19 protein-coding genes (1 of these 19 running past the window's edge) are annotated in these 21,501 nt (G+C 43.4%); 12 read left to right on the top strand and 7 right to left on the bottom strand.

Translation table 11 applies throughout. From position 1 onward, the window contains the following. Positions 1-22: the end of a serine hydrolase gene (locus B2746_RS22210; RefSeq protein WP_422653618.1), read on the top strand. It extends 1,160 nt beyond the left edge of the window; the window shows 22 of its 1,182 coding nt (coding positions 1,161-1,182); its start codon lies beyond the left edge, outside the window; it ends in the stop codon at positions 20-22. 1 nt (position 23) lies between these two features. Next, complete coding sequence (locus B2746_RS22215) at positions 24-698, top strand: polysaccharide deacetylase family protein (RefSeq protein WP_290799252.1); 675 nt, start codon at positions 24-26, stop codon at positions 696-698. 52 nt (positions 699-750) lie between these two features. Here the strand turns inward: B2746_RS22215 and fabG are convergent, their stop codons facing one another. Continuing rightward, entirely contained in the window at positions 751-1,506 is a 756-nt protein-coding gene (gene fabG, locus B2746_RS22220; protein ID WP_290799254.1) for a 3-oxoacyl-[acyl-carrier-protein] reductase, read from the bottom strand. 87 nt (positions 1,507-1,593) lie between these two features. Here fabG and B2746_RS22225 point away from each other — a divergent pair, with 87 nt between their 5' ends. Next, on the top strand, positions 1,594-2,331 hold the full coding sequence (locus tag B2746_RS22225; RefSeq protein WP_290799256.1) for a hypothetical protein: 738 nt from the start codon (positions 1,594-1,596) through the stop codon (positions 2,329-2,331). On the opposite strand, the gene B2746_RS22230 is transcribed toward B2746_RS22225, so the two are convergent. Next, positions 2,318-3,823 (bottom strand): GH3 auxin-responsive promoter family protein, encoded by a 1,506-nt coding sequence (locus tag B2746_RS22230; RefSeq protein WP_290799258.1) that lies wholly within the window; start codon positions 3,821-3,823, stop codon positions 2,318-2,320. The genes B2746_RS22225 and B2746_RS22230 overlap by 14 nt on opposite strands. A 24-nt stretch (positions 3,824-3,847) precedes the next feature. Next, positions 3,848-4,639 carry an LPS export ABC transporter ATP-binding protein gene (lptB, locus tag B2746_RS22235; protein WP_290799260.1) on the bottom strand — a complete coding sequence of 264 codons (792 nt, stop codon included), beginning with the start codon at positions 4,637-4,639 and terminating at the stop codon, positions 3,848-3,850. A gap of 84 nt (positions 4,640-4,723) precedes the next feature. Here lptB and metF point away from each other — a divergent pair, with 84 nt between their 5' ends. After that, positions 4,724-5,677 carry a methylenetetrahydrofolate reductase [NAD(P)H] gene (metF, locus tag B2746_RS22240; protein WP_290799261.1) on the top strand — a complete coding sequence of 318 codons (954 nt, stop codon included), beginning with the start codon at positions 4,724-4,726 and terminating at the stop codon, positions 5,675-5,677. A gap of 77 nt (positions 5,678-5,754) precedes the next feature. Here metF and B2746_RS22245 read toward each other — a convergent pair whose 3' ends face one another. The 3 genes from B2746_RS22245 to B2746_RS22255 are packed head-to-tail and all read right to left on the bottom strand — an operon-like array spanning position 5,755 to position 9,847. Beyond that, positions 5,755-6,450 carry a porin family protein gene (locus tag B2746_RS22245; RefSeq protein WP_290799263.1) on the bottom strand — a complete coding sequence of 232 codons (696 nt, stop codon included), beginning with the start codon at positions 6,448-6,450 and terminating at the stop codon, positions 5,755-5,757. A gap of 59 nt (positions 6,451-6,509) precedes the next feature. After that, complete coding sequence (locus B2746_RS22250; RefSeq protein ID WP_290799265.1) at positions 6,510-8,375, bottom strand: peptidylprolyl isomerase; 1,866 nt, start codon at positions 8,373-8,375, stop codon at positions 6,510-6,512. Continuing rightward, positions 8,372-9,847: a TlpA family protein disulfide reductase gene (locus B2746_RS22255; RefSeq protein ID WP_290799267.1), complete on the bottom strand. Its 1,476-nt coding sequence runs from the start codon at positions 9,845-9,847 to the stop codon at positions 8,372-8,374. Before B2746_RS22255 ends, B2746_RS22250 begins: the two co-directional genes overlap by 4 nt. A 52-nt stretch (positions 9,848-9,899) precedes the next feature. On the opposite strand from B2746_RS22255, the gene rlmD reads away from it, so the two are divergent. The 8 genes from rlmD (at position 9,900) to B2746_RS22295 (ending at position 20,410) form a co-directional block, all read left to right on the top strand. Continuing rightward, positions 9,900-11,303, top strand: coding sequence for a 23S rRNA (uracil(1939)-C(5))-methyltransferase RlmD (rlmD, locus tag B2746_RS22260; RefSeq protein WP_290799268.1), 1,404 nt, complete (start codon positions 9,900-9,902; stop codon positions 11,301-11,303). Between the two features lies 1 nt (position 11,304). Continuing rightward, on the top strand, positions 11,305-11,901 hold the full coding sequence (locus B2746_RS22265; RefSeq protein ID WP_290799269.1) for a rhomboid family intramembrane serine protease: 597 nt from the start codon (positions 11,305-11,307) through the stop codon (positions 11,899-11,901). 13 nt (positions 11,902-11,914) lie between these two features. Beyond that, positions 11,915-12,841: a rhomboid family intramembrane serine protease gene (locus B2746_RS22270; protein ID WP_290799271.1), complete on the top strand. Its 927-nt coding sequence runs from the start codon at positions 11,915-11,917 to the stop codon at positions 12,839-12,841. 8 nt (positions 12,842-12,849) lie between these two features. Beyond that, positions 12,850-14,004: an endonuclease/exonuclease/phosphatase family protein gene (locus tag B2746_RS22275; protein ID WP_290799273.1), complete on the top strand. Its 1,155-nt coding sequence runs from the start codon at positions 12,850-12,852 to the stop codon at positions 14,002-14,004. A 74-nt stretch (positions 14,005-14,078) separates the two neighbouring features. Next, complete coding sequence (cysS, locus tag B2746_RS22280) at positions 14,079-15,575, top strand: cysteine--tRNA ligase (protein WP_290799275.1); 1,497 nt, start codon at positions 14,079-14,081, stop codon at positions 15,573-15,575. Between the two features lie 10 nt (positions 15,576-15,585). Continuing rightward, positions 15,586-15,972, top strand: a complete 387-nt coding sequence (locus B2746_RS22285) for a Dabb family protein (protein ID WP_290799277.1) — start codon at positions 15,586-15,588, stop codon at positions 15,970-15,972. Between the two features lie 81 nt (positions 15,973-16,053). Continuing rightward, positions 16,054-18,765, top strand: a complete 2,712-nt coding sequence (locus tag B2746_RS22290) for a glycoside hydrolase family 78 protein (protein ID WP_290799279.1) — start codon at positions 16,054-16,056, stop codon at positions 18,763-18,765. A 55-nt stretch (positions 18,766-18,820) separates the two neighbouring features. Continuing rightward, positions 18,821-20,410, top strand: a complete 1,590-nt coding sequence (locus tag B2746_RS22295; RefSeq protein ID WP_290799281.1) for a GDSL-type esterase/lipase family protein — start codon at positions 18,821-18,823, stop codon at positions 20,408-20,410. On the opposite strand, the gene B2746_RS22300 is transcribed toward B2746_RS22295, so the two are convergent. Then, positions 20,411-21,442, bottom strand: a complete 1,032-nt coding sequence (locus B2746_RS22300) for a GntR family transcriptional regulator (protein WP_290799283.1) — start codon at positions 21,440-21,442, stop codon at positions 20,411-20,413. Between the last annotated feature and the right edge of the window lie 59 nt (positions 21,443-21,501).

A 21,501-nucleotide genomic window follows, 5' to 3' on the forward strand; every position in this document is an offset into this window, starting at 1 on the left:
ACCGGTGCCACCCGGCGGGTGAGATGAAGACCAGGGGGGATACCTCGAGGAAGGCTATAGCGATTGTTTTTACCGGACATGAATTTGCGGAAGGCGGTAAGAAAATTGCCTCCGTTCTAAAGAAGCGGGGAGTAAAGGCTTCGTTTTTTTTAACAGGAGATTTTTATCGAAATCCGAAACACCGGCAACTAATAAAGCGGCTGGCTGCGGAGGGTAATTACATGGGCGCACATGGCGACAAGCACCTCCTTTACAATGACTGGACAAAACGGGATAGTCTGTTGGTGACAAAGGCTGAATTTATGGCCGATTTGCGAAACAATGAGGCAGCCATGAAAGCCGTTGGTGTGGATCCCATAAAAGCGATCTATTTTCTGCCTTCCTATGAATGGTTTAATGATAGTATAGTAAGGTGGACCAATCAATTGGGCAGGCACCTGGTAAACTATACTCCCGGAACACTTAGCCATGCGGATTATACCCGTGTGCAGGATAAAAACTATCGAAGCACTGCCACCATTCTTGAATCGATCCGGAAGAAAGAAGCTGATAGCGGTTTAAACGGGTTTCTACTATTAATGCATATTGGAACCGGTCCCGGTCGTCCGGATCCACTCTGGGATCGGCTGGATGAACTAATCGCCTGGCTGCAGGATCGTGGTTACAAATTGAAAACCGTTCCCGAATTGCTGGATTAATCTTCACCGGTCGGGTGGCACCGGTCGGGTGCCACCCGACCGGTGAAAGGAGTTATTGGTTGAGGCCGCCGCAGGTGCTGATCACCTGGCCGGTGATATAGGAGCTGAGGGGGCTGGCAAGGAAGAGGGTTACGTTGGCTACTTCTTCGGCGGTTCCGAATCGTCCCAACGGAATTTTTTTCAGGTACTCTTCGGCACCACTGCTTTCTTTCAGGTAGTGGGTCATATCAGTTTCGATAAAACCGGGCGCAATCGCATTGCAGCGGATATTACGGCTTCCCAACTCCTGTGCAATAGATTTCGTAAACCCAATTATCCCTGCTTTGGAAGCAGCATAACTGCTTTGTCCGGGGTTGCCTTTCATCCCGATAATCGAACTCATATTGATGATACTTCCGGATTTTGCTTTCATCATCGGCCTGATCACCTGTTTGGTCATATTGAAGACCGATTTCAAATTCGTATTTATGACATCATCCCACTGTTCAGGGGTCATGCGAAGCAGCAAATTGTCTTTCGAAATGCCCGCATTATTTACACAGATATCCACTCCGCCAAACTGGCTGATAACATCGTTTACAAAGCTTTCGCACTCTTCGAATACTGCGGCATTGCTACGGTAGGCCTTTGCTTTAACACCCAGGCCGATAAGTTTTTGTTCAAGTGCTGCTGCTTTCTCAGCACTGCTTTCGCTCACGTAAGTAAAGGCAATATGAGCACCCTGTTCTGCCAGTTTTAGGGCGATTCCCTCCCCAATTCCCCTTGCGGCACCGGTAACGATGGCTGTTTTATTCTCTAGAAGTTTCATTCGTCTAAAAATTAGCTGTGAATTTAGGCAGTTTTAGGAATTTGTCTATTTTTAAATGCATTAATCCCTAAACAAGTAGTTTGTCATATGGTCTGGTACTCTAGAAAGTTTTATGTATTCAATGTACATGATAACTGGTTTTCAGTTCGCCCCGGTTTCATAAACAAGTTGTCCATCCATTCCTTCAATCATGTGCGCGAAGAATTTAATTCTCCTCTTCTGATTAAGGAACCCAATTATACGGTAGAATTGGATTTGACCAAATCAAAGGAAAAAATTCTGGAGGATTTTTCCCGAACCGTGAAAGCGCAGGTCCGGAAATCAGAAGAAGACGGAGTCATTTGTTATTTCGATACTGATATCTCAAAATTTGTTCAATTCTTCAATGAATTTGCAGTAAGTAAAGTGCTCTCTCCTGAAACCAATGAGCGAATTGCCAGTTTTGGTGAGGCCCTTCGCATCAGTTATGCAGAGCTGGACGGACAAATACTCGCAGCCCATACCTATGTTTTTGATCCCGAGCAAAAAATTGTTCGCCAAATGCATTCTGCATCCAAACGCTTTGATGAAAATTTCGACCGCAATAAAATCGGCAGAGCAAATAAATACCTGCATTATCGCGACATGCTTGCTTTTAAAGACGAAGGAATTGAAGCCTATGATTTTGGGGGTTATACCCCGGTTAACAGCAAGGAAGTAATCGAAAGTCTGCTCCAATTCAAGCTGGATTTTGGAGGTGTAAAAAAAGTATCTGCGAACTACTTTACCTTACCCTACTACCTGCTGCGTACCCTGTATATCAAACTGGGGACTACAAAAAACTAAGAATAGATTCAAGCACATCCCGATCATTACTAAGGCGTGGCACTTTATGTTGTCCACCCAGTTTTCCCTTTGATCGAAGCCATTCATTGAATATGCCTTTTTTCACAGCGTGCACTACCGGCATTCTCAGGGCGATATCCTTCTGCCGTTTTGCTTCGTAATCGCTGTTAATATTTTTAAGTGCAGTATCCAGTTCATAAGCGAATAATGCAATATCATGCGGCTCTTTTTCAAATTCCAGCAACCACTCATGCGCACCATTTCCATGTTGACTGAAATAGATAGGCGCAGCCGTATAATCATTCACCGCAGCTCCCGTTTTTTCACAAGCAATGGAAATAGCTTTATCTGAATTATCGACGATCACTTCTTCACCGAATGCATTTATAAAATGCTTGAGTCGGCCACTTACTTTAATGCGATAAGGCGCCAGTGAGCTGAACTGAATTGTATCACCAATAATATACCGCCAAAGTCCACCTGTGGTGCTGATAACAGGGGCATATTGTTTTCCGATTTCCACTTTATTCAGTCCCACTGTAGCAGGAAACTTTTTCCCATATTCTTCAATTGGCATGAACTCATAAAAAATTCCATGCCGTGTAAAAAGTAACATGCCATCTGAATTCGGACTATCCTGTGCAGCAAAAAAACCCTCGCTGGCATTATACATTTCGAGATAGTGAATGTCTTTGCCAATGAGTTGACGGAATTGTTCTTTATAGGGAATAAAAGATACTCCACCGTGCATATATAATTCCAGATTAGGCCAAACTTCGGCTATACAGGATTTCCCGGTCATTTCCAGTATCCGTTTCATCAAAACCAGGGTCCAGGTAGGAACCCCTGAAATGGAGGTTACATTTTCCGGAATCGTGGTGAGGGCCAGTTGTTCAATTTTGTGTTCCCATTCATCGAGCAAGGCGATGGACAATTCGGGTGTTCGGATCCAGTGCCCCCAAAATGGCGTGTTTTGCAAAAGCACCGCACTCAGGTCACCAAAACTGATTTCTTCAGTAGCCTGACTGAGTTGATGTGAGCCGCCTATTACCAGGCCCTTTCCACCCAAAAGTTCCGATTCCGGATTGCATCCATAATAGAGGGTTAGTACATCTTTGGCACCCTGGAAATGGTTTTCTTCCAGACTTTCGTCGCTAACCGGAATAAACTTGCTTTTGTCGTTGGTGGTACCACTACTCTTGGCGAACCATCGGATTGGGGTGTTCCAGAGCAGATTTTCTTCCCCTGTCATCATTCGCTCGATATAGGGTTTCAGGTCATCGTATTCATGAACCGGCACAGTACGTTTAAATTCCCGAACGGTGAATAAGCGGTTAAATCCATACTGACGCCCGATTTCCGTGTATTGTGCTGAGGTTACGAGTTCCTGTAATACTTCGCGCTGGGCAGCTACCGGGTTGGTAACCCACTGCTCAATTTGCCACAGCCTTAGCCGGGCCAATCTCGATATGGCTGGCGAGAAAAGTTTCATACAGCAGGGGGCAAAATACGAAAATTACTCTTCAAACCTGGGTAAATCGCTGATCCCCTTCATCACTTCTTCGTGCAGATAGTCTTTTCGCTTGAGTTCAAAGTTGCGTCCGAGGTATAAACGACGCACCTGTTCATCGTCTGACAACTCCTCAGCGGTTCCATGTTTGAAGATTTTTCCATCAATCAGGAGGTAGGCGCGGTCACAGATCGACAGGGTTTCATTTACGTTGTGGTCTGTAATCAGGATACCTATATTCTTGTACTTTAACCGGGCAACAACCGTTTGAATATCTTCCACCGCAATAGGATCTACCCCGGCAAAGGGTTCATCCAGCAGTATAAATTTAGGGTTCACAGCGAGCGCGCGGGCGATTTCTGTTCTTCTGCGTTCACCCCCACTTAGGCTGTCGCCATTGTTTTTACGAACATGATGGAGTCTGAATTCATCGAGCAATTCTTCCAGTTTATTTCTTTGCTCCTGTTTGCTGAGCCGGGTCATTTCAAGAACAGAACGGATATTATCCTCCACCGAGAGAGAGCGGAATACCGAAGCTTCCTGGGGCAGATAGCCAATTCCAAGCTGCGCCCGCTTGTACATGGGCAGCTCGGTAATGTCCTGGTCATTCAGGAAAACCCGTCCTTCATCTGGCTTGATCAGTCCAACTACCATATAAAAGGTAGTGGTTTTGCCGGCACCATTTGGTCCTAATAAACCAACTATTTCACCTTGTTTAACGTTAACGGATACATGATTTACCACGGTTCTGCTACCGTATCGTTTAACCAGCTCGTTTGTTGAAATAACTAGACTCAAGGGATGATGCTTTTGACAAAAATACCTTGTTATATCCTAACAGCGTCCTAAGTTTGCAGATAGTTTATCAATCAGCGAACGAACATGAAGGTAATTGATCATATTAAGCAGGCGAAGGACACATTAATTTCATTTGAAATACTTCCGCCTTTGAAAGGAAAGGGGATTAGTGCAATTTATAATCACCTGGACCCTTTGATGGAGTTCAAGCCGGCGTTTATAAATGTGACCTACCATCGGAGTGAAACCATGTTTAAAAAGCAGGCTGATGGCACCTTCAATAAAATTGAAGTGAGAAAACGGCCGGGTACAGTTGGGATCTGTGCCGCTATTATGCAGCACTACAATGTTGATCCGGTACCACATCTGATTTGCGGTGGATTTACAAAAGAAGAAACAGAAAACGCCCTGATTGATCTGGCTTTTCTGGGAATTGATAACGTGCTTGTATTAAGAGGCGATGCTGCAAAGAATGAAACCTTTTTCGAACCGGAACCCGGCGGTAACCGCTATGCAATTGACCTGTTGAAGCAGGTGATGGACCTGAATCATGGTATTTATCTGGAAGAAGAAGTGAAAGATCCCGGTAAAGCTACTTTTTGTGTAGGCGTGGCCGGATATCCTGAAAAGCATTTTGAAGCGCCCAATAAAGCCACTGATATAGCTTATCTGAAAGCCAAGGTAGATGCGGGCGCAGAATATATTGTAACTCAAATGTTCTTTGATAACCAGAAGTATTTTGAGTTTGTACAGAATTGTCGCAATGCTGGTATCCAGGTTCCGATTATACCAGGATTAAAACCAATTACCAATAAAAAGCAGATGACAATTCTGCCGAGAACCTTCAATGTGGATCTGCCTGATGAGCTGGCTTCTGAAATAATGAAGTGCAAAGTGGATGCGGATGTTGAAGCTGTTGGTACTGCCTGGCTGCTGCAACAAAGCCGTGAATTAAAAAAAGCCGGTGTTCCTGTTTTACATTATTATACCCTTGGCAAACCCAAGGTGATTTGGAATGTTGTGAAAGAACTGGTGTAGGAGGTAAGAAGTTGGAAGTGGGAAGTTAGAAGTATAGATCCAATGTGACTAACTTCTAACTTCCCACTTCCCACTTCCTAGAGGCTTATTCCTAAGGAAAGACTCCAAACGCGATTTTTGAATTTGTCATTCTCTTCGTTATCAGCTCCTGAATTCAATTTGGTTAATCCATGACCATAATTGATGGAGAGTAATACATTCTTGAAAGCAAACCCTGCCGTACCATTTAAACCAAAATCAAAACGTTTCATATAACCAATTCCTGCTCCTTCTTCGGTGCCGGTTGTGGTAGGATCATCATTGCTGAATTCAATTTTATCTTCTGATTTAAATCCTACCCCAAATATTTTGCCTTCTACTTTATTTTTTCCACCAATGCCCATAGCTGCATAGGGTCCTGCACCAACAAAGAATTTAGATTCTTTATCTGCCAGGGGTAGATTAACTACCAGATTCATTGGAATTTCAATGTATTGTGGATTGGTGGTTGACTTAAAATAACTGGCATCCGTGCTTTTACCATTTTCCACTTTTGTTCCTTTACCTGTATAAAGTATTCCGGGTTGCAGAGACAGAAACCCTGCTCCGATGGGAAGATCCACCATCAGCCCCGCGTGGAAACTGGAAAGCGCTCTTGCATCATCCACTGCACCATCACCGGTTACAGAAACATTGGCAAGGTTATAACCACCTTTTAGATATAGTTTATTGTCCTGCGCATTGGAACTTGTTGCAATGGCACCTACTGCCAGCATCAGAATCATTTTCTTCATGAGTTGTTGTTTTTTGGGTTTATGTTTAACGCTCAGGGCTAAACGCAGAAACCATGCCATTACCTGTTAAGGCTATTCAAAACTGACTTATTGACCTTTACCGGATAGGTTTTCTTTAGTTCCCGGATCCAGTTTTCTTCCACCTGATTCTGGTAGTCATTCAATACATATCCTCTTGCATCCTGAAATGTACGGGGAAGATTTGCCGCCATTTTTTCAATGCAATAGATAAAGGCAACCTGCTCGGATTCCTGAATCGCTTGTGGGCGGGTAAGTGTTGTTGCAGCAATTTTATTGGGGTCCAGTTTGAAGGGCAATTGATCGTATTCAAATCGACCTGTATCTGCGATTACCGTATTTCTGAACCGGGCAATAATTGTTGACCAATTGGAAGGTTGCTGTACCAATTGCTGATAAATTGTTTGCGCTGTGGCCTCATCGGAACAGGTAAATAAAACTCCCCTGAAACTGTCTTTCCAGGTATACCGATGCACGTTTTGTCTGTAATAATCTTCCAAACCCTTTTCATCATTGGCTGCTTTGTCCCAAACCTGCTGCTGCATGGCTTCAAAAATGAGGGTGCCTTCCCGGAAATCTTTTAATTGCGCAGCAAAAGCCGGACTGTAAATTTCCAGATTACGCAGGTATTCCTGCATTACCTGCTGCTGAATATACTGATGCCGCTCCTGTTCTTCTGTTGGGATCTTTTCGTTTTCCCTTCTTAGTCCGGCTTGATCCTGACGGTATAACTGAAAGCCACCTTCAGTTATTTCGCGTTTGCCCAGGGTGGCAATCACAGTGGTGGCATTTCGGTTGGCAGCTACCGGTAGTAATTTTAATCCCGTTTGTTTACGGGCTTTTAAGTAGGCTATTTCATTAGTTAGCTTATTTCGGTCGGATGACAGCACTTTATTCCGAACCTCCTCACGAACATTGTCCCTGCTGGTATCCGGAATTCCTTCACGCGACAACAGTTTAACAATATGATATCCCTGGCTGGTTCTGAAAGCTGCACTGATTGAACCCGGTGTTTGTAAACGGGAAATGTTTTCTTCATAGGAAGGATCATAGGTGCCGGGAGCAAAAGCAGGTAATTCTCCACCATTCATATAACTGCCATTATCGTCACTGAACTGTTTCGCCATCTGTGAAAAATCAGCACCTGCCTGAATCGCTTTATAAATTGAATCCGCTTTTTTCTTTACCTGCTCCTCCGCAGTTGCCGGAACCTCCAGGAGTATTTGTGCTATACCTGTTTTACCCTGTGCCGGGCGGCTATCGAGCACTTTAAAAATATGCCAGGCATTTTCGGATGAATAAACCTGACTAATGGTATTGACGGCAGTTTCGTATGCCAGATTCTCCAATGCATAGGGTAGTACAAAGGGACTGATCCAGCCAATGGTTCCTTTATTCTGATTCACAGAGGGATCTTCACTGAATTTTAGTGCAACTTCTTCAAAGGATTTCCCCGCTTTCAGGGCAGTCATCGCCGCAGAAATTTTAGCAAAGGACTGAGCCGAATCGGAAGTTCTTGCTACATATATATGTGCAATTTTTCGATCACTCATTGATCTGACCATCGCCTGTGTTACCAAGGCCTGCAAGGTGCTGTCGTCGGTAATATAATGAGCGGCTACCTGGTTGCGGAAACTTTCCCATTCCATTTGTACAGATGGCAGGGTATCCAGTTGCTGCTCATATGCCCATTGAACTTTGAGGCGATACCGGATATACAATTCCAGGTAGTCTTCCATTTCCTGCCGGCTAGGTTTACCCTCCGGATTATTCTTATAATAAGCGTTTAGAAACTCGTCTTTGGATACCCTGGTTCCTCCGAAACTAAAAAGCGTTTGGGCATCAGTAATCGCCGGCAGACAAAGTAGCATGCCCGCCAATAGCGGCAACCATTTTTTCAAACTCATTTGGAAGCTTGCTTTTGTTGTTTCATGGAGATCACATCATCCATTTGCTGGTAAGTCAGTTTTTTTGCGATAATTCTTTTCTGCTCATCAAGCAGGTAGAGTACGGGCGTTTGGTATACATCATAGAGCTGGCGATAATTGGGTTTGCCTGCATCCCGTTCTTCTTTTTTCTGCTCTTCTGTCTGGTATACATGGATCCAATCATTCAGTTTATTTTCCTTAATGAATTTGGTCCAGTTGTCTTTGCCGCCTTCGGTCATAACACCATAAATCCGGATGCCCTGACTTTTCCATTTAGCCTGGTACATAGAATCGAGTTTGGGTACCAATTCCTTACAATGTCCACAGGTTGGATCCCAGAAACAGATGACGGTGTAGGTAGCTTTCACTTCATAGAGCGGGCGCATTTTTCCATTGGAGTCTACCAGGGGAAGATCCCATGCCGGATTTCCGATCAGGTTAGCCATCAGGGAATAGGCCCGGTCTGTCATATGTTTGCGGTATTTTTCTGTAAACCAGTCCACATCCGGTTTTTCATTAATGTATTTTTCAAAAAGGTGTACAAATACAGCATCCTGTCCCATGTATTCAGGTTGAATATATTTCTGTACAAAATGAGTCAGCAGATACCGGTACATATCCTTACTGCTTCTTGCATAGAGCAGCATATGATCAATTTCTTTTTTAATGGAATCAGCATCGGGTGCAACAAGGTTACGGAAATAACGATCCAGCCGGCCTTCAAAAAAGGGGGTTCGAACCAGGCGTTCATCACTGAAACTGATATTATCCCAATAATGATCTTTGAAATAAGCATAGGCCCAGGCAGTGTCATATATGCCCTTGGGATGCTGTGCAGCAGGCGGGATAACCGGTTCCTGCAGAGCCGCAAACAAAGCACTCAGAAAATTATCCGGTGCTTTGTCGATATAATCTCCCCTGTATTGCTGAATGGCGGCATTGAGCTGTCCAATCTGTTGCTGTAGGGCCAGCGAATCTTTTTTATTTGGCGCGTTTGCCAGTTGTTTTTGCAACGCAAAGATTTCTTTACCCCTGGTTTGGATAAATCCGGTATAGTTAAGAAAGGCAGTATTGTCGCTGCTTCCGGTAAATTTAACATCGTGTAAACGGGCGGTATCTGCCTGTACGGAGAAGCGCTGTTCCTTATCTACCAGTAGTTCAAATAAAAATTCTTTTTTTGGAGAAACCATGATATAAATCCCGCCAGGCAATGTTTTTGCGCCTTTGAACAAAGCGGTTCCATTGGCCTGAACCAATGCAGAATCAGCCAGGGCCTTGGTTTTGCCGTAATGATAGGCGAGGTAGAGGTATTGATTCTGGTAGGCATTCAGGGATACTCTGATTTCATATCCGGGTGCCGAACCTTGTGCCAGGGAATTGGCTGAACTCCCCAGTATCAGGGAGCAAAGTCCCAAAGCAATATAGAGATTCGAGTTTTTCATTGGTTTCATTGATGCTAATTTCACGAATTGGCCACAATAATATTGTGTTTACTTTTGCCGCATGCGTAAAAAGAACGTACGACTTGAAAAATTAACAGTTGAAGACTATGCAGCCGGCGGAAAATCACTGAGCCGGGTGGAGGGGAAAGTAGTATTTATAGAAGGAGCAGTTCCGGGTGATGTGGTGGATGTTCGCCTGAGTAAGAATAAAAAGGATTGGGCTGAAGGACGGGTTGACCGCTTTCACAGCTTTTCAAAAGACAGGGTAGACCCCTTTTGTGAACATTTCGGTATCTGCGGAGGGTGTAAATGGCAGATGCTGCCATATGAAAAACAATTAGTATATAAGCAACAGGAGGTTGAGCAGCAGCTTCGGCGCATAGGAAAAGTCGAAATTCCCGTGATTTTACCCATTTTAGGCTGTGATCAAACCCGGTATTATCGGAATAAGCTGGAATTTACTGCCAGTAACAGAAGATACCTGAGTGCTGAGGAAATTCAGACAAGTGGAGAAATCCTACCTGAAAATGCGCTGGGTTTCCATGTGCCGAGACTTTTCGATAAGGTGATTGATATAAAAAACTGTCACCTAATGGCTGAGCCAACCAATGCAATCAAGAATACGATCCGCGCGTATGCTGCAGCCCATCAGCTCGATTATTATGATATCCGGGAGCACAAAGGCTTTTTACGTACCCTCTTAATCAGGGTATTATCAACCGGAGAGGTGATGGTGAATCTGGTATTTGGGAAAGAGGACAAGAAGGCCAGAATTGCCTTATTGGATCATTTGCTGGCGAAAGTGCCTGGTATTACGACACTGCTTTATACGATCAATGCGAAGTTTAATGATAGCTTGAACGATCAGGAACCAATAGTTTATTTTGGTAAAGGCTATGCAATGGAGCAACTGGAAAATTTTCAGTTCAAGATAAGTCCGAAATCATTTTTTCAAACCAATACCCGTCAGGGAGAGCGACTGTACCAGGTAACCCGGGATTTTGCTGAACTAAGCGGGAAAGAAACTGTTTATGACCTGTACTGCGGAACTGGAAGTATCGGGATCTTCCTGAGCGGACAGGCTGCAAAACTGGTAGGGGTGGAGGTGATTGAAGATGCTATCGCGGATGCAAAGGAAAATGCAGCCATAAATAATATTACGCATGCTGATTTTTTTGCCGGAGATGTCGTTGATATTTGCGATGATGCATTTTTTACCGAGCATGGCCAGCCGGATGTGATTATAACCGATCCTCCCCGAGCAGGTATGCATGAAAAGCTGGTGCAGAAAATTCTTGAGATAGGTGCGCCTACAGTGGTATATGTCAGCTGTAACCCATCCACCCAGGCCCGCGATCTAAGCCTGCTGGATCCAGGATATATAGTAACAAAAGTGCAGCCGGTGGATATGTTTCCGCATACCCACCATATTGAGAATGTTGTACAATTAAAAAAGAGGAAGTAGTATGAGGCAATTATCACCGATAGTTAAGAATTTAATTATAGCCAATGTACTGGTCTTTTTTGCCCAGTATCTGTTTAAAAACCAGGATTTCCTGATTGAGAGATATGGAGCCCTTTTCCCACTTGGTTCGCCCTTTTTCAAAATCTGGCAGTTGGTTACCTATATGTTCCTGCATGGTAGCATTATGCATATTTTCTTCAATATGTTTTCGCTGTTTTTTTTCGGACCAATCCTGGAGAACCTGTGGGGTGCTAAACGATTCTTCAATTTTTACATTATTTGTGGAATAGCAGCAGGCGTTGCGCAGTTATTCATTGATCCAAATTTTAACATGGCCGTTGGCGCATCCGGTGCCATTATGGGAATAATGGCTGCCTTTGCCTATCTCTTTCCAAATACGGAATTAATGCTAATGTTTATTCCGGTTCCCATCAAGGCTAAATACCTGATTCCGGGTTTCATGGCGCTGGATCTTTTTGGTGCATTTGCCAGGGTTGATGGGGATAATGTAGCCCATTGGGCCCACCTGGGTGGTGCGCTTGCCGGGTTTATTTTAGTCCTGATCTGGAACAAAACCAATCGTAATACGTTTTATTAAGTAGTAATAACCTATGAATTTGCAGGAACAAAGAAGCGGCAGAAAAATACTGCTTGGTGCTGATGGAAACGCCCTCGTTAACCTCGTGGTAGTGAACGCAGTCCTGTTTGTATTGCTCAAATTTATATATGTAATCTACCAGTTGAGCCATATGAATATGGCCTCATATGGTCCTACAGTGGTTGACTGGTTTACGCTGCCGGTCACCATAGATAAATTGGCAACCAGACCCTGGACGCTGGTAACCTATATGTTTACGCATCTTGATGTACTGCATGTGCTGGCAAATATGCTCTGGCTCTGGATGTTCGGCTATATTCTTCAGGACCTGACGGGCAACCGCAAATTGGTTCCAATTTATCTGCTGGGAGGATTTGCCGGTGCTTTTGTTTTTATAGTTACCTATTTGTTGATGCCGCATACCAATGCATTGACTTCTCCAACCGCATTCATAGGCGCAAATGCGTCTATCCTTGCAGTTGCGGTTGCAACCACTGCGGTTGCACCCGATTACAGAATTTTCCCTATGATTAATGGAGGGATTCCGCTCTGGATTATCACCGCCGTTTACATCATTGTAAATTTTGCCGGAATGCCAGTTTCCAATGCGCACCATTACCTGGCACAGATCGCTGGCGGAGTAACCGGTTTCCTGTTTATTTATCAGATGAGAAGGGGGCGTGACTGGAGCAGTTGGATCAATCGCTTTTTCGACTGGGTGGAAAATCTGTTCAATCCGGATAAACCCGCATTGAAAAAGAAAAAGAAGGATAATTTTTTTTATAAAGTAAGCGGACAGGCGCCATTTAAAAAATATCCGCATATTACGCAGCAGCGAATCGACCAAATCCTGGATAAAATTAATCAGGAAGGGTATCATATGCTGACCGACGAAGAAAAAGATATTCTTAAAAGGGCAGCAAACGAAGAGGAATTGTAATTTAGGAGATGCCATTCACCCTGCGCAGTTTCTCAAAAAAAATCGGCATCTTCCTTACCATCGGGGTTTCCATACTCTATGGGATGGCTTGCCTGGCCTGGTATTTTCCTCCGGGAAAATACTGGTATATCGCATTATTGGGTGTCGGTTATGCCTTTCTGTTAGTTTCCTTGCTTGGCCTCCTGATATTCTGGATCTTTGCTCGCAGCAAATGGCTCTTTCTCCCTTTATTGGTTCTGATTGCCAGCTGGAAATCAATTCATGTTTTTTTCGCGTTTCATCCAATGGCAAGTACCACTATTACCAAACCGGAGGGTAGTTTCCGGGTAATGCAATGGAATGTGGAACGATTCGGTCAGATGCGACCACCCAACAGAGAAAACAGAGTAAAACGCAAACAGATTTTCTCCTATATCCGGATTCAGGATCCCGATATTCTATGCTTACAGGAGTTTTTTGAATCGAATGATCCGAAACGATTCGCTGAAAATATCCCCTATTTCAGGGACAGTCTTGGCTTTCGCTATTTCTATTATGCAATGGACCACCGAAGACCTGATACTGCTTATGAACATGGAATAGCTATTTTCTCCAAATTTCCGATAAAGAAAACACATAGGGGACGATTTACCGGACCCAAGGAGAAGAAAGCCAATGAAAGTTATATTTACATTGATCTCGAAATTAATGGTCACATGATCAGGGTGCTGACCACCCATTTACAATCTCTGTTGTTTACAGGAAAAGAATTCAAAAGTCTGGAAGACATTAAAAAAGGAGACGATAGTACCCTCACCAAATCGGTAAGTATTTTTCGGAAATTCAAGCAGGCATATGGATTTCGGAAAGAGCAGGCTGATAAGGTACGTGCAGAGCTTGATAAAAGTCCTTATCCTGCCATCGTAACCGGTGATTTTAATGACCTGCCTCATTCTTATGTGTATAAAACCGTAAAAGGCAATTTTCAGGATGTATTTACCCTGAAAGGTTTTGGTGTAGGCCGTACCTTTTCCTCCATTTCACCTACCTTACGAATAGATTATACGCTGGTTGATCCGGCATTTGAAGTGATTCAGTGCAGGAATCCGCACCCACAGTTATCGGATCATTTCCCTGTAATTACGGACCTTCGACTTCCGAACCGTACCGGTGTCTCAAAGTAAAATATTTCCCAATATATAATCTTTATCCAATAAAGGACGTTATCCCTTTATTTTTGCAAGCAATCCACTAAATCATGGCTGAACTGAAAGTTTTTAACTCCTACACAAGACAGAAAGAAGTATTTGTACCCCTGGTACCCGGTTATGCCGGCATGTATGTGTGCGGACCAACGGTTAGCGGTGAAAGTCACCTTGGTCATGCCCGCCCTTACATCACTTTCGATGTACTGAACCGTTATCTTGTTCATCTGGGATATAAAGTTCGGTATGTCCGGAATATTACTGATGCCGGTCATTTTGAAGAAGAAGGCAGGGAAGCCGAGGACAAAATTTCTACCAAGGCCCAGATCGAAAAACTGGAGCCGATGGAACTGGTTACCAAATACACCAATCTCTTCCATTGGGCGATGAAACAGTTCAATACCCTGGATCCTTCCATTGAACCAACTGCAACCGGTCATATTGTGGAGCAGATTGAAATGATCAAAAAAATAATGGAAGAAGGCTATGCCTATGAAAAGAATGGCTCGGTATACTTCGATGTAAAAAAATATGCTGAAAACTATCCTTATGGCAAGTTAAGCGGCCGGGTTATGGAAGACTTGCTGGAAACCACCCGCGAGCTGGAAGGTCAGGAGGAAAAGAAGAATAAGCAGGATTTCGCACTTTGGAAAGCTGCACCTCCAGAACATATTATGCGATGGGCAAGTCCATGGGGCGAAGGTTTCCCTGGCTGGCATATTGAGTGTTCTGCCATGGCAACCAAATACCTGGGCAAAGAATTCGATATTCACGGCGGAGGGATGGACCTTCAGTTTCCACATCATGAGAGTGAAATAGCCCAAAGCACCATCTGCAATAAACATGTACCTGCCCGTTACTGGATGCATAATAATATGATCACGATTAACGGCCGAAAAATGGGTAAGAGCTACAATAATGTGATAAAACTGACGGAGCTTTTCAGCGGCAATCATCCCTTGTTGGAACAGGCGTATCATCCAATGACGGTACGTTTCTTTATCCTGCAAACCCATTACAGAAGCACCCTGGATTTTGGAAATGAAGCCCTGCAGGCTGCACAAAAAGGCATGCGCAGGTTATGGGATGCTTACCAGGTATTAAAAGGCTTCACCATTGGTGGAGCAGCAGCCGGAGATGCAGAACTGGAGGCCAAATCAAATACCCTTGTAGATGAATTTGACGCGTTCATGAACGATGATATCAATACTGCCAAAGTGCTGGCCAATATGTTTGAACTGGTTCCGGTGATCAATGGTATCAAGGATGGTCATATAAGCGCCGATGCACTTTCAAGAGGTACTATTGAAAAAATGCAAACAGCCTTTAAAGTATATCTGGAAGATATTTTCGGCCTGCAGGACGAACAGGCTGCTGCGGCTGATAATGGAAAACTGGATGGAGTGTTGCAACTATTAGTGGATATTCGCAAAGAAGCGAAATCGAAAAAGGATTTTGCCACATCTGATAAAATTCGCAATCAGTTGCAGGAATTAGGTATCTTACTGAAAGATGAAAAGGACGGCGGTGTGAGTATCAGTTTTGCCTAATTAAACGACCATGCATAAATTCTTTGTAATTGTTATCATCGGTTTCCTGATGAATACTAGCCTGAATGCACAAACGAATCAACAGCACCACAAGCAATTGCGGCATGTGGTGCTGTTCTCTTTTAAAACAACCAGCTCTGCTGAGGAAATAAAAAAAGTGGAAGAAGCGTTTCGCGCTTTACCATCACAAATCAAAGAAATCCGCGATTTTGAGTGGGGTACTAACAATAGTCCGGAGAATCTGAACCAGGATTTTACCCATTGTTTTCTGGTCAGCTTTGCAACTGAAAAAGACAGGGAAATTTATCTGCCCCATCCTGCACATAAAGCATTTGTAGACGAATTGAAACCACATCTTGAAAAAGTACTTGTAATTGATTACTGGGCAACCAGATAAATTGAGCTTCAGGATGGTTCAGGATGGTCAAACCATCTTTTCCCTGTTATTTAGGTCAACTAAATGCCCTGACGGTTGCATATGATTGCCAGATTTTATCTTAGTTTCCTGCTATTACTAAGCAGTACAGTCGTATTTTCCCAAATTTCTCTTTCGCGATTACAAACAGAAGGATTGACCAATCCTTTGGGAGTGGATCACCCACAACCCCGTTTCAGCTGGCAAATCAACAGCACGCAGAGAGGAGTGATGCAATCTGCCTACGAAATAGAAGTGAGGCAGTCTTCGCCCAAAGGCAAAATGGTTTGGCAGTCAAAAAAGCAGGTTTCGGATAGTTCAGTACTGGTGACTTACAAAGGACAGGCCCTGGAATCCGGACAGGATTATTATTGGCGCGTACGGATTTGGGATCAACAGAATAAAACAAGCAACTGGAGTAATTGGGTGTTTTGGCATACCGGTGCTTTTCAGGCTGATTTCTGGAAAGCAAAATGGATTGGTGTGGCAGCCGAAGAAGAAGGCAGGCCGAGCCCTATTTTACGCAAGGCTTTCAACCTGGGTAAGAAAAAAATTAAATCAGCCTATGCTTATATAACGTCCCTTGGAATGTATGAAGCGCAACTGAATGGCCAGCGTCTGGGTGATGCGTATCTGAGTCCCGGGTGGACCAGTTACGATAAACGACTTCAATATCAGGTATATGAGGTGAGCCGGTACCTGCAATCAGGCGATAATGCTGCAGGGGTAAGTTTGGGAAATGGCTGGTACAGAAGTTATATAGGATTTGCCGGACAGAAAGATTTTTATGGAAAAGAATTAGCCCTGTTATTTCAATTGAAAATCACCTATACGGATGGAAGTTCTGAATGGATACTGTCTGACGAAAACTGGAAAAGTTCCACTGCAGAAATTAGATCATCCGAAATCTACCATGGTGAAACCATTGATGCAAACAAGATGAAACCGGGCTGGGCTTCTCCGAAGTTCAATGATCAGGACTGGGCTGCTGTGAAAATAATGCCGGCTTATTCAAAAGCATTGGTAGCAACGCAGAACGAACCAATTCGCAAAAGAGAAGTATTGCAGCCGATTAATTTTATAAGAACACCAAAGGGAGAAAAAGTGCTCGACTTTGGGCAGAATATGGTAGGCTGGGTAAAGTTGAAACTAAACGGTAATAAAGGTGATACAATTACCGTGTTGCATGCTGAAGTATTGGATAAACAGGGAAATTTTTATACGGAAAACCTGCGTTCTGCCAAACAGCAAAACCAGTTTATCCTTTCTGGTAAAGGGGATGAAATTTTTGAACCGCATTTTACTTTTCAGGGTTTTCGATATATTAAAATTGAAGGGCTGAAAGCAGATCCCAATCCCGCAGATTATACGGCTTATGTGCTTTATTCTGACATGGAAAAAACAGGAGAATTCGAAACCTCCAATGCGTTGATTAACCAGTTGCAGAAAAATATTCAGTGGGGACAAAGGGGGAATTTTCTGGATGTTCCAACCGATTGCCCGCAGCGTGATGAGCGACTAGGCTGGACAGGAGATGCGCAGGCTTTTTATCGCACAGCTACATTTAATTTCGGTGTACGTAGTTTTTTCGCCAAGTGGTTGAAAGATCTTGCATTGGATCAGCAGGCAAACGGAGCCGTGCCTTTCGTTATTCCAAATGTATTAGGTGATGGTGCCGTAGCATCAACCGGATGGGCTGATGCTGCCACGATAATTCCCTGGCAGCAATGGGTGGTTTATGGAGATAAACGCACGCTGTCTGAACAATACCCCAGTATGCAGGCATGGATCGGTTACATGCAAAGCAAAAGCAGTAACTATTTATGGAATACCGGATTTCATTTTGGTGATTGGTTGTTTTACCGTCCGGATGATGATACCGATGGTCGTGCAGCCATTACAGACAAATACCTGATTGCCCAATGTTTTTTTGCATATAGTACGCAGCTAACTTTAAATGCAGCAGAAGTGCTCGGAAAAATTGCCGATGCGGATAAGTACAGATCATTGTTGGCAGAAATCAAAAAAGCATTTTTGAAAGAATATGTTACGCCTGGTGGCCGGCTGGTTTCCTCATCGCAAACAGCATATGTCCTGGCACTGCAATTTGATATGTTACCCGAATCCATGCGTCAGCAGGCAGCTGATCGGTTGGCAGAGAATGTAAAAAGTTATAATAATCACCTTACAACCGGGTTTTTAGGTGCTCCTTATTTATGTAAAGTGTTATCACAATTTGGGCATGAAGACCTGGCTTATTCGCTGTTGTTACAGGAAACCTATCCTTCCTGGTTATATCCGGTTAAGATGGGTGCCACTACCATTTGGGAACGCTGGGACGGTCAAAAACCTGACAGCAGTTTCCAGAATGCTGGGATGAATTCATTTAATCATTATGCTTATGGAGCAATAGGAGAATGGATGTATCAGCATATTACAGGCATTCATGCTGATCCACAGCAACCCGGATTCAAATCAGTTATCATCCGTCCTGCTCCAGGCGGTGGATTAACGCATGCCAAAGCGAGTCTTCAGACTTCCTATGGTAAGCTGGAATCAGGTTGGAAAAAAGAAGGGGATTTGCTTGTGCTGGATCTGACTATTCCGGCAAATACAAATGCTACAGTTTATTTTAAAACAGGTACTGCCGAAAATATTCGGGAAGGTGGTTCTCCTGTTTTGGGAAGGGCGGACTTTGAATTAGGTGGTCTCGTTCAGGGCCATATTCCGCTAAGGCTTGGTTCAGGTACCTATCGGTTTGAATATAAGAATTGATTGGGGTCAGCTCCTTAAGTTGAAGTATATTTAACTATTAAACTTCAGGAGTACTATGCAACGATTGATTTTGGCCCTGCTTATCCTGGTATTAGCTAACGGTCAGGCGTATTCGCAACAACAGGTCATCAAATTATACAATGGTAAAGCACCCGGTTCAGAAACATGGAATTGGGAAGAGAAATACCTGGAGAAAACAAGCTGGCAAACACCCATTATTTACAATGTGGCCGAACCAACACTTACTGTATATCCTGCACCGGCTGGGAATAATACCAATACGGCTGTGATTATTGCGCCAGGTGGTGGTTTCCATGCTTTATCTATTAAAAGTGAAGGAACGGATGTGGCAAAATGGCTGAACAGCAAAGGGGTTACTGCTTTTATTTTAAAATATCGGCTGGTAAAAAGTTTAACGGAAGAACCAACCATAGAAATGGGGCAGGCGATATCCGGCAATGGCACAGAAAAATACGACTACAAAATGGTGGTGCCGATGACTATGCAGGATGGACTAAAAGCGGTTGAATATGTTCGCCAGCATGCCGATGAATTTAAGATTGCAAAAAATAGAATCGGGTTTATGGGATTTTCAGCAGGCGGACATGTAACAATGTCAGTAGCATATAATTCAACGGAGATAAATCGCCCTGATTTTATTGTTCCCGTTTATGCGTATACCGGAAATATGCCGGGCAGCAGTACTGTACCATCCGCTAAAATGCCGGCTTTTATTGTTGCTGCCACCAATGATAACCTGAATCTTGCGTCGCATAGTGTAGAAGTTTATAACAAATGGATGGCTGCTAAACAGCCTGCAGAATTGCACATGTATGAAACCGGAGGACATGGATTTGGAATGCGTACCCAAGGGCTGCATACGGATACCTGGATTGAGCGGGTTGGTGACTGGATGGCGGAGCATGGCTGGTTATGGCCGTTGAATCCAACCGGTTGGAAAGCAAACACAGATTATAAAGGTTGGAAAAAACACAGTATGGAACAGGAAGAACTGAATCGAAAAGACTGGGCAAATTTTCGCAAATATGCGAAGGAGAATGAATCACTGGGAATGTTGAAACAGGGAGAAAAAAGAATTGTGTTCATGGGGAATTCCATTACGGAAGGTTGGAAAAACAGCCGGCCTGCATTTTTTTCAGGTCGCCCTTATATTAATCGGGGTATAAGCGGACAAACAACACCGCAGATGTTGTTGCGTTTCAAACCGGATGTGGTTAATTTGAAACCGGCCGTTGTGGTAATTCTTGCCGGCATCAATGATATTGCAGGAAATACAGGACCAATGACAATTGAACAGAGCTTTGATAATATTGTATCTATGGCAGAAATTGCGAAAGTAAATAATATAAAAGTGGTACTCTGTTCTGTATTACCAGCGTATGATTTTCCCTGGAGTCCGGGTATGGAACCGGCCCGTAAAGTGGTTGCCCTTAATGCATTGTTGAAAGCCTATGCACAAAAAAACCAGTTGGTATATGTAGATTATTTTACTGCCATGGCAGATGAACGAAAGGGATTACCTGCTGATCTTGCAGGTGATGGTATTCATCCAACAGAGGCAGGTTATAAAATCATGGAGCCATTGGTTGAAAAAGGAATTGCTGACGCATTGAAGAAAAAATAATCAGAGCGAAGGCCGAAGGTTTAACCTAAATGGAACTTCCAGTTCCTGCAGATGATTTTCCAGAATCATGCGGGCAGTTGCCTCACCCATTTCCTTAAAATCAGTAGAGATGGTAGTTATGCCGTTCAGGATAAAACGCTTAAGTGGTGTTTCATTGTAGGAGATTATACCCACTTCATTTCCGGGCTGGTATTGCATCAGTTGTATTTTATCCAATAATACAACCAGGTCTTCTTCCATCAGGTTGATAAAAACTTCCCCTGTCCCTATGGGTTCTTCTTCGATATTTGGTACAACTTTATACTGGAACGCATATTCTCTGCAAAAGCTGTAAAAACCTTTCAGAATTTCCTCAGGAAAATAAGTATAGGAAGGAAAAATGATTTTCAGGGTATCGTATCGTTGCAATGCAGGAAGCGCATTTTCCAATGCGGAAAAAATATCACGCTCAAAATTTTCATAAACCGCTCCAAATGGACGGGTGATACCGGCAATTTTTTTATCGAGCAGGATTAACTGGGCGTTTTCGATTGCATTGATTTCCTGATAGGCCAGCTCACCGCCTTCGAGGAAATGGGGTATAATAACATAATGCGTATAATCATTTTTGCAGTTTTGAAGTAATTGTTTGAACAACCCGTAATCGTTATTGTAGATATAAAAATCAATGGCAGCTTTTTCTCCAAGTATTGCTACCAGGGAGTCATAAATTATTTTCTTATGTGCACTTAGTTTATTGAATAGGAGAAAGACCCGGATCGATTGCCTGAAATCTGTTTTGATTACAAAATAACCTTTACCAGGAACAGATCCTATTATGCCCAGTTGTTTTAGATGCCGGTAGGCTTTCTCCGCTGTATCACGGGAAATGTCCAGCTCATAACTGAGCTCATTAATGGATGGGAGTGGATAATCTGTAGTGATACCACCAGATTCAACAGCTTTTAAAAGAGAGCTGATTAGTTGTTGGTATTTGGGTGTAACTGATCGATCATCTATTCTGATATAACGATAAATATTATCTGTATGCATGTTTATTATTGCTAAACTTAAAATGTACGGAAATTGAGGTAAAAAAATAGCATTTTTCA

The sequence above is a fragment of the Flavihumibacter sp. UBA7668 genome, from assembly GCF_002483205.1.
Classification (GTDB): Bacteria; Bacteroidota; Bacteroidia; order Chitinophagales; family Chitinophagaceae; genus Flavihumibacter.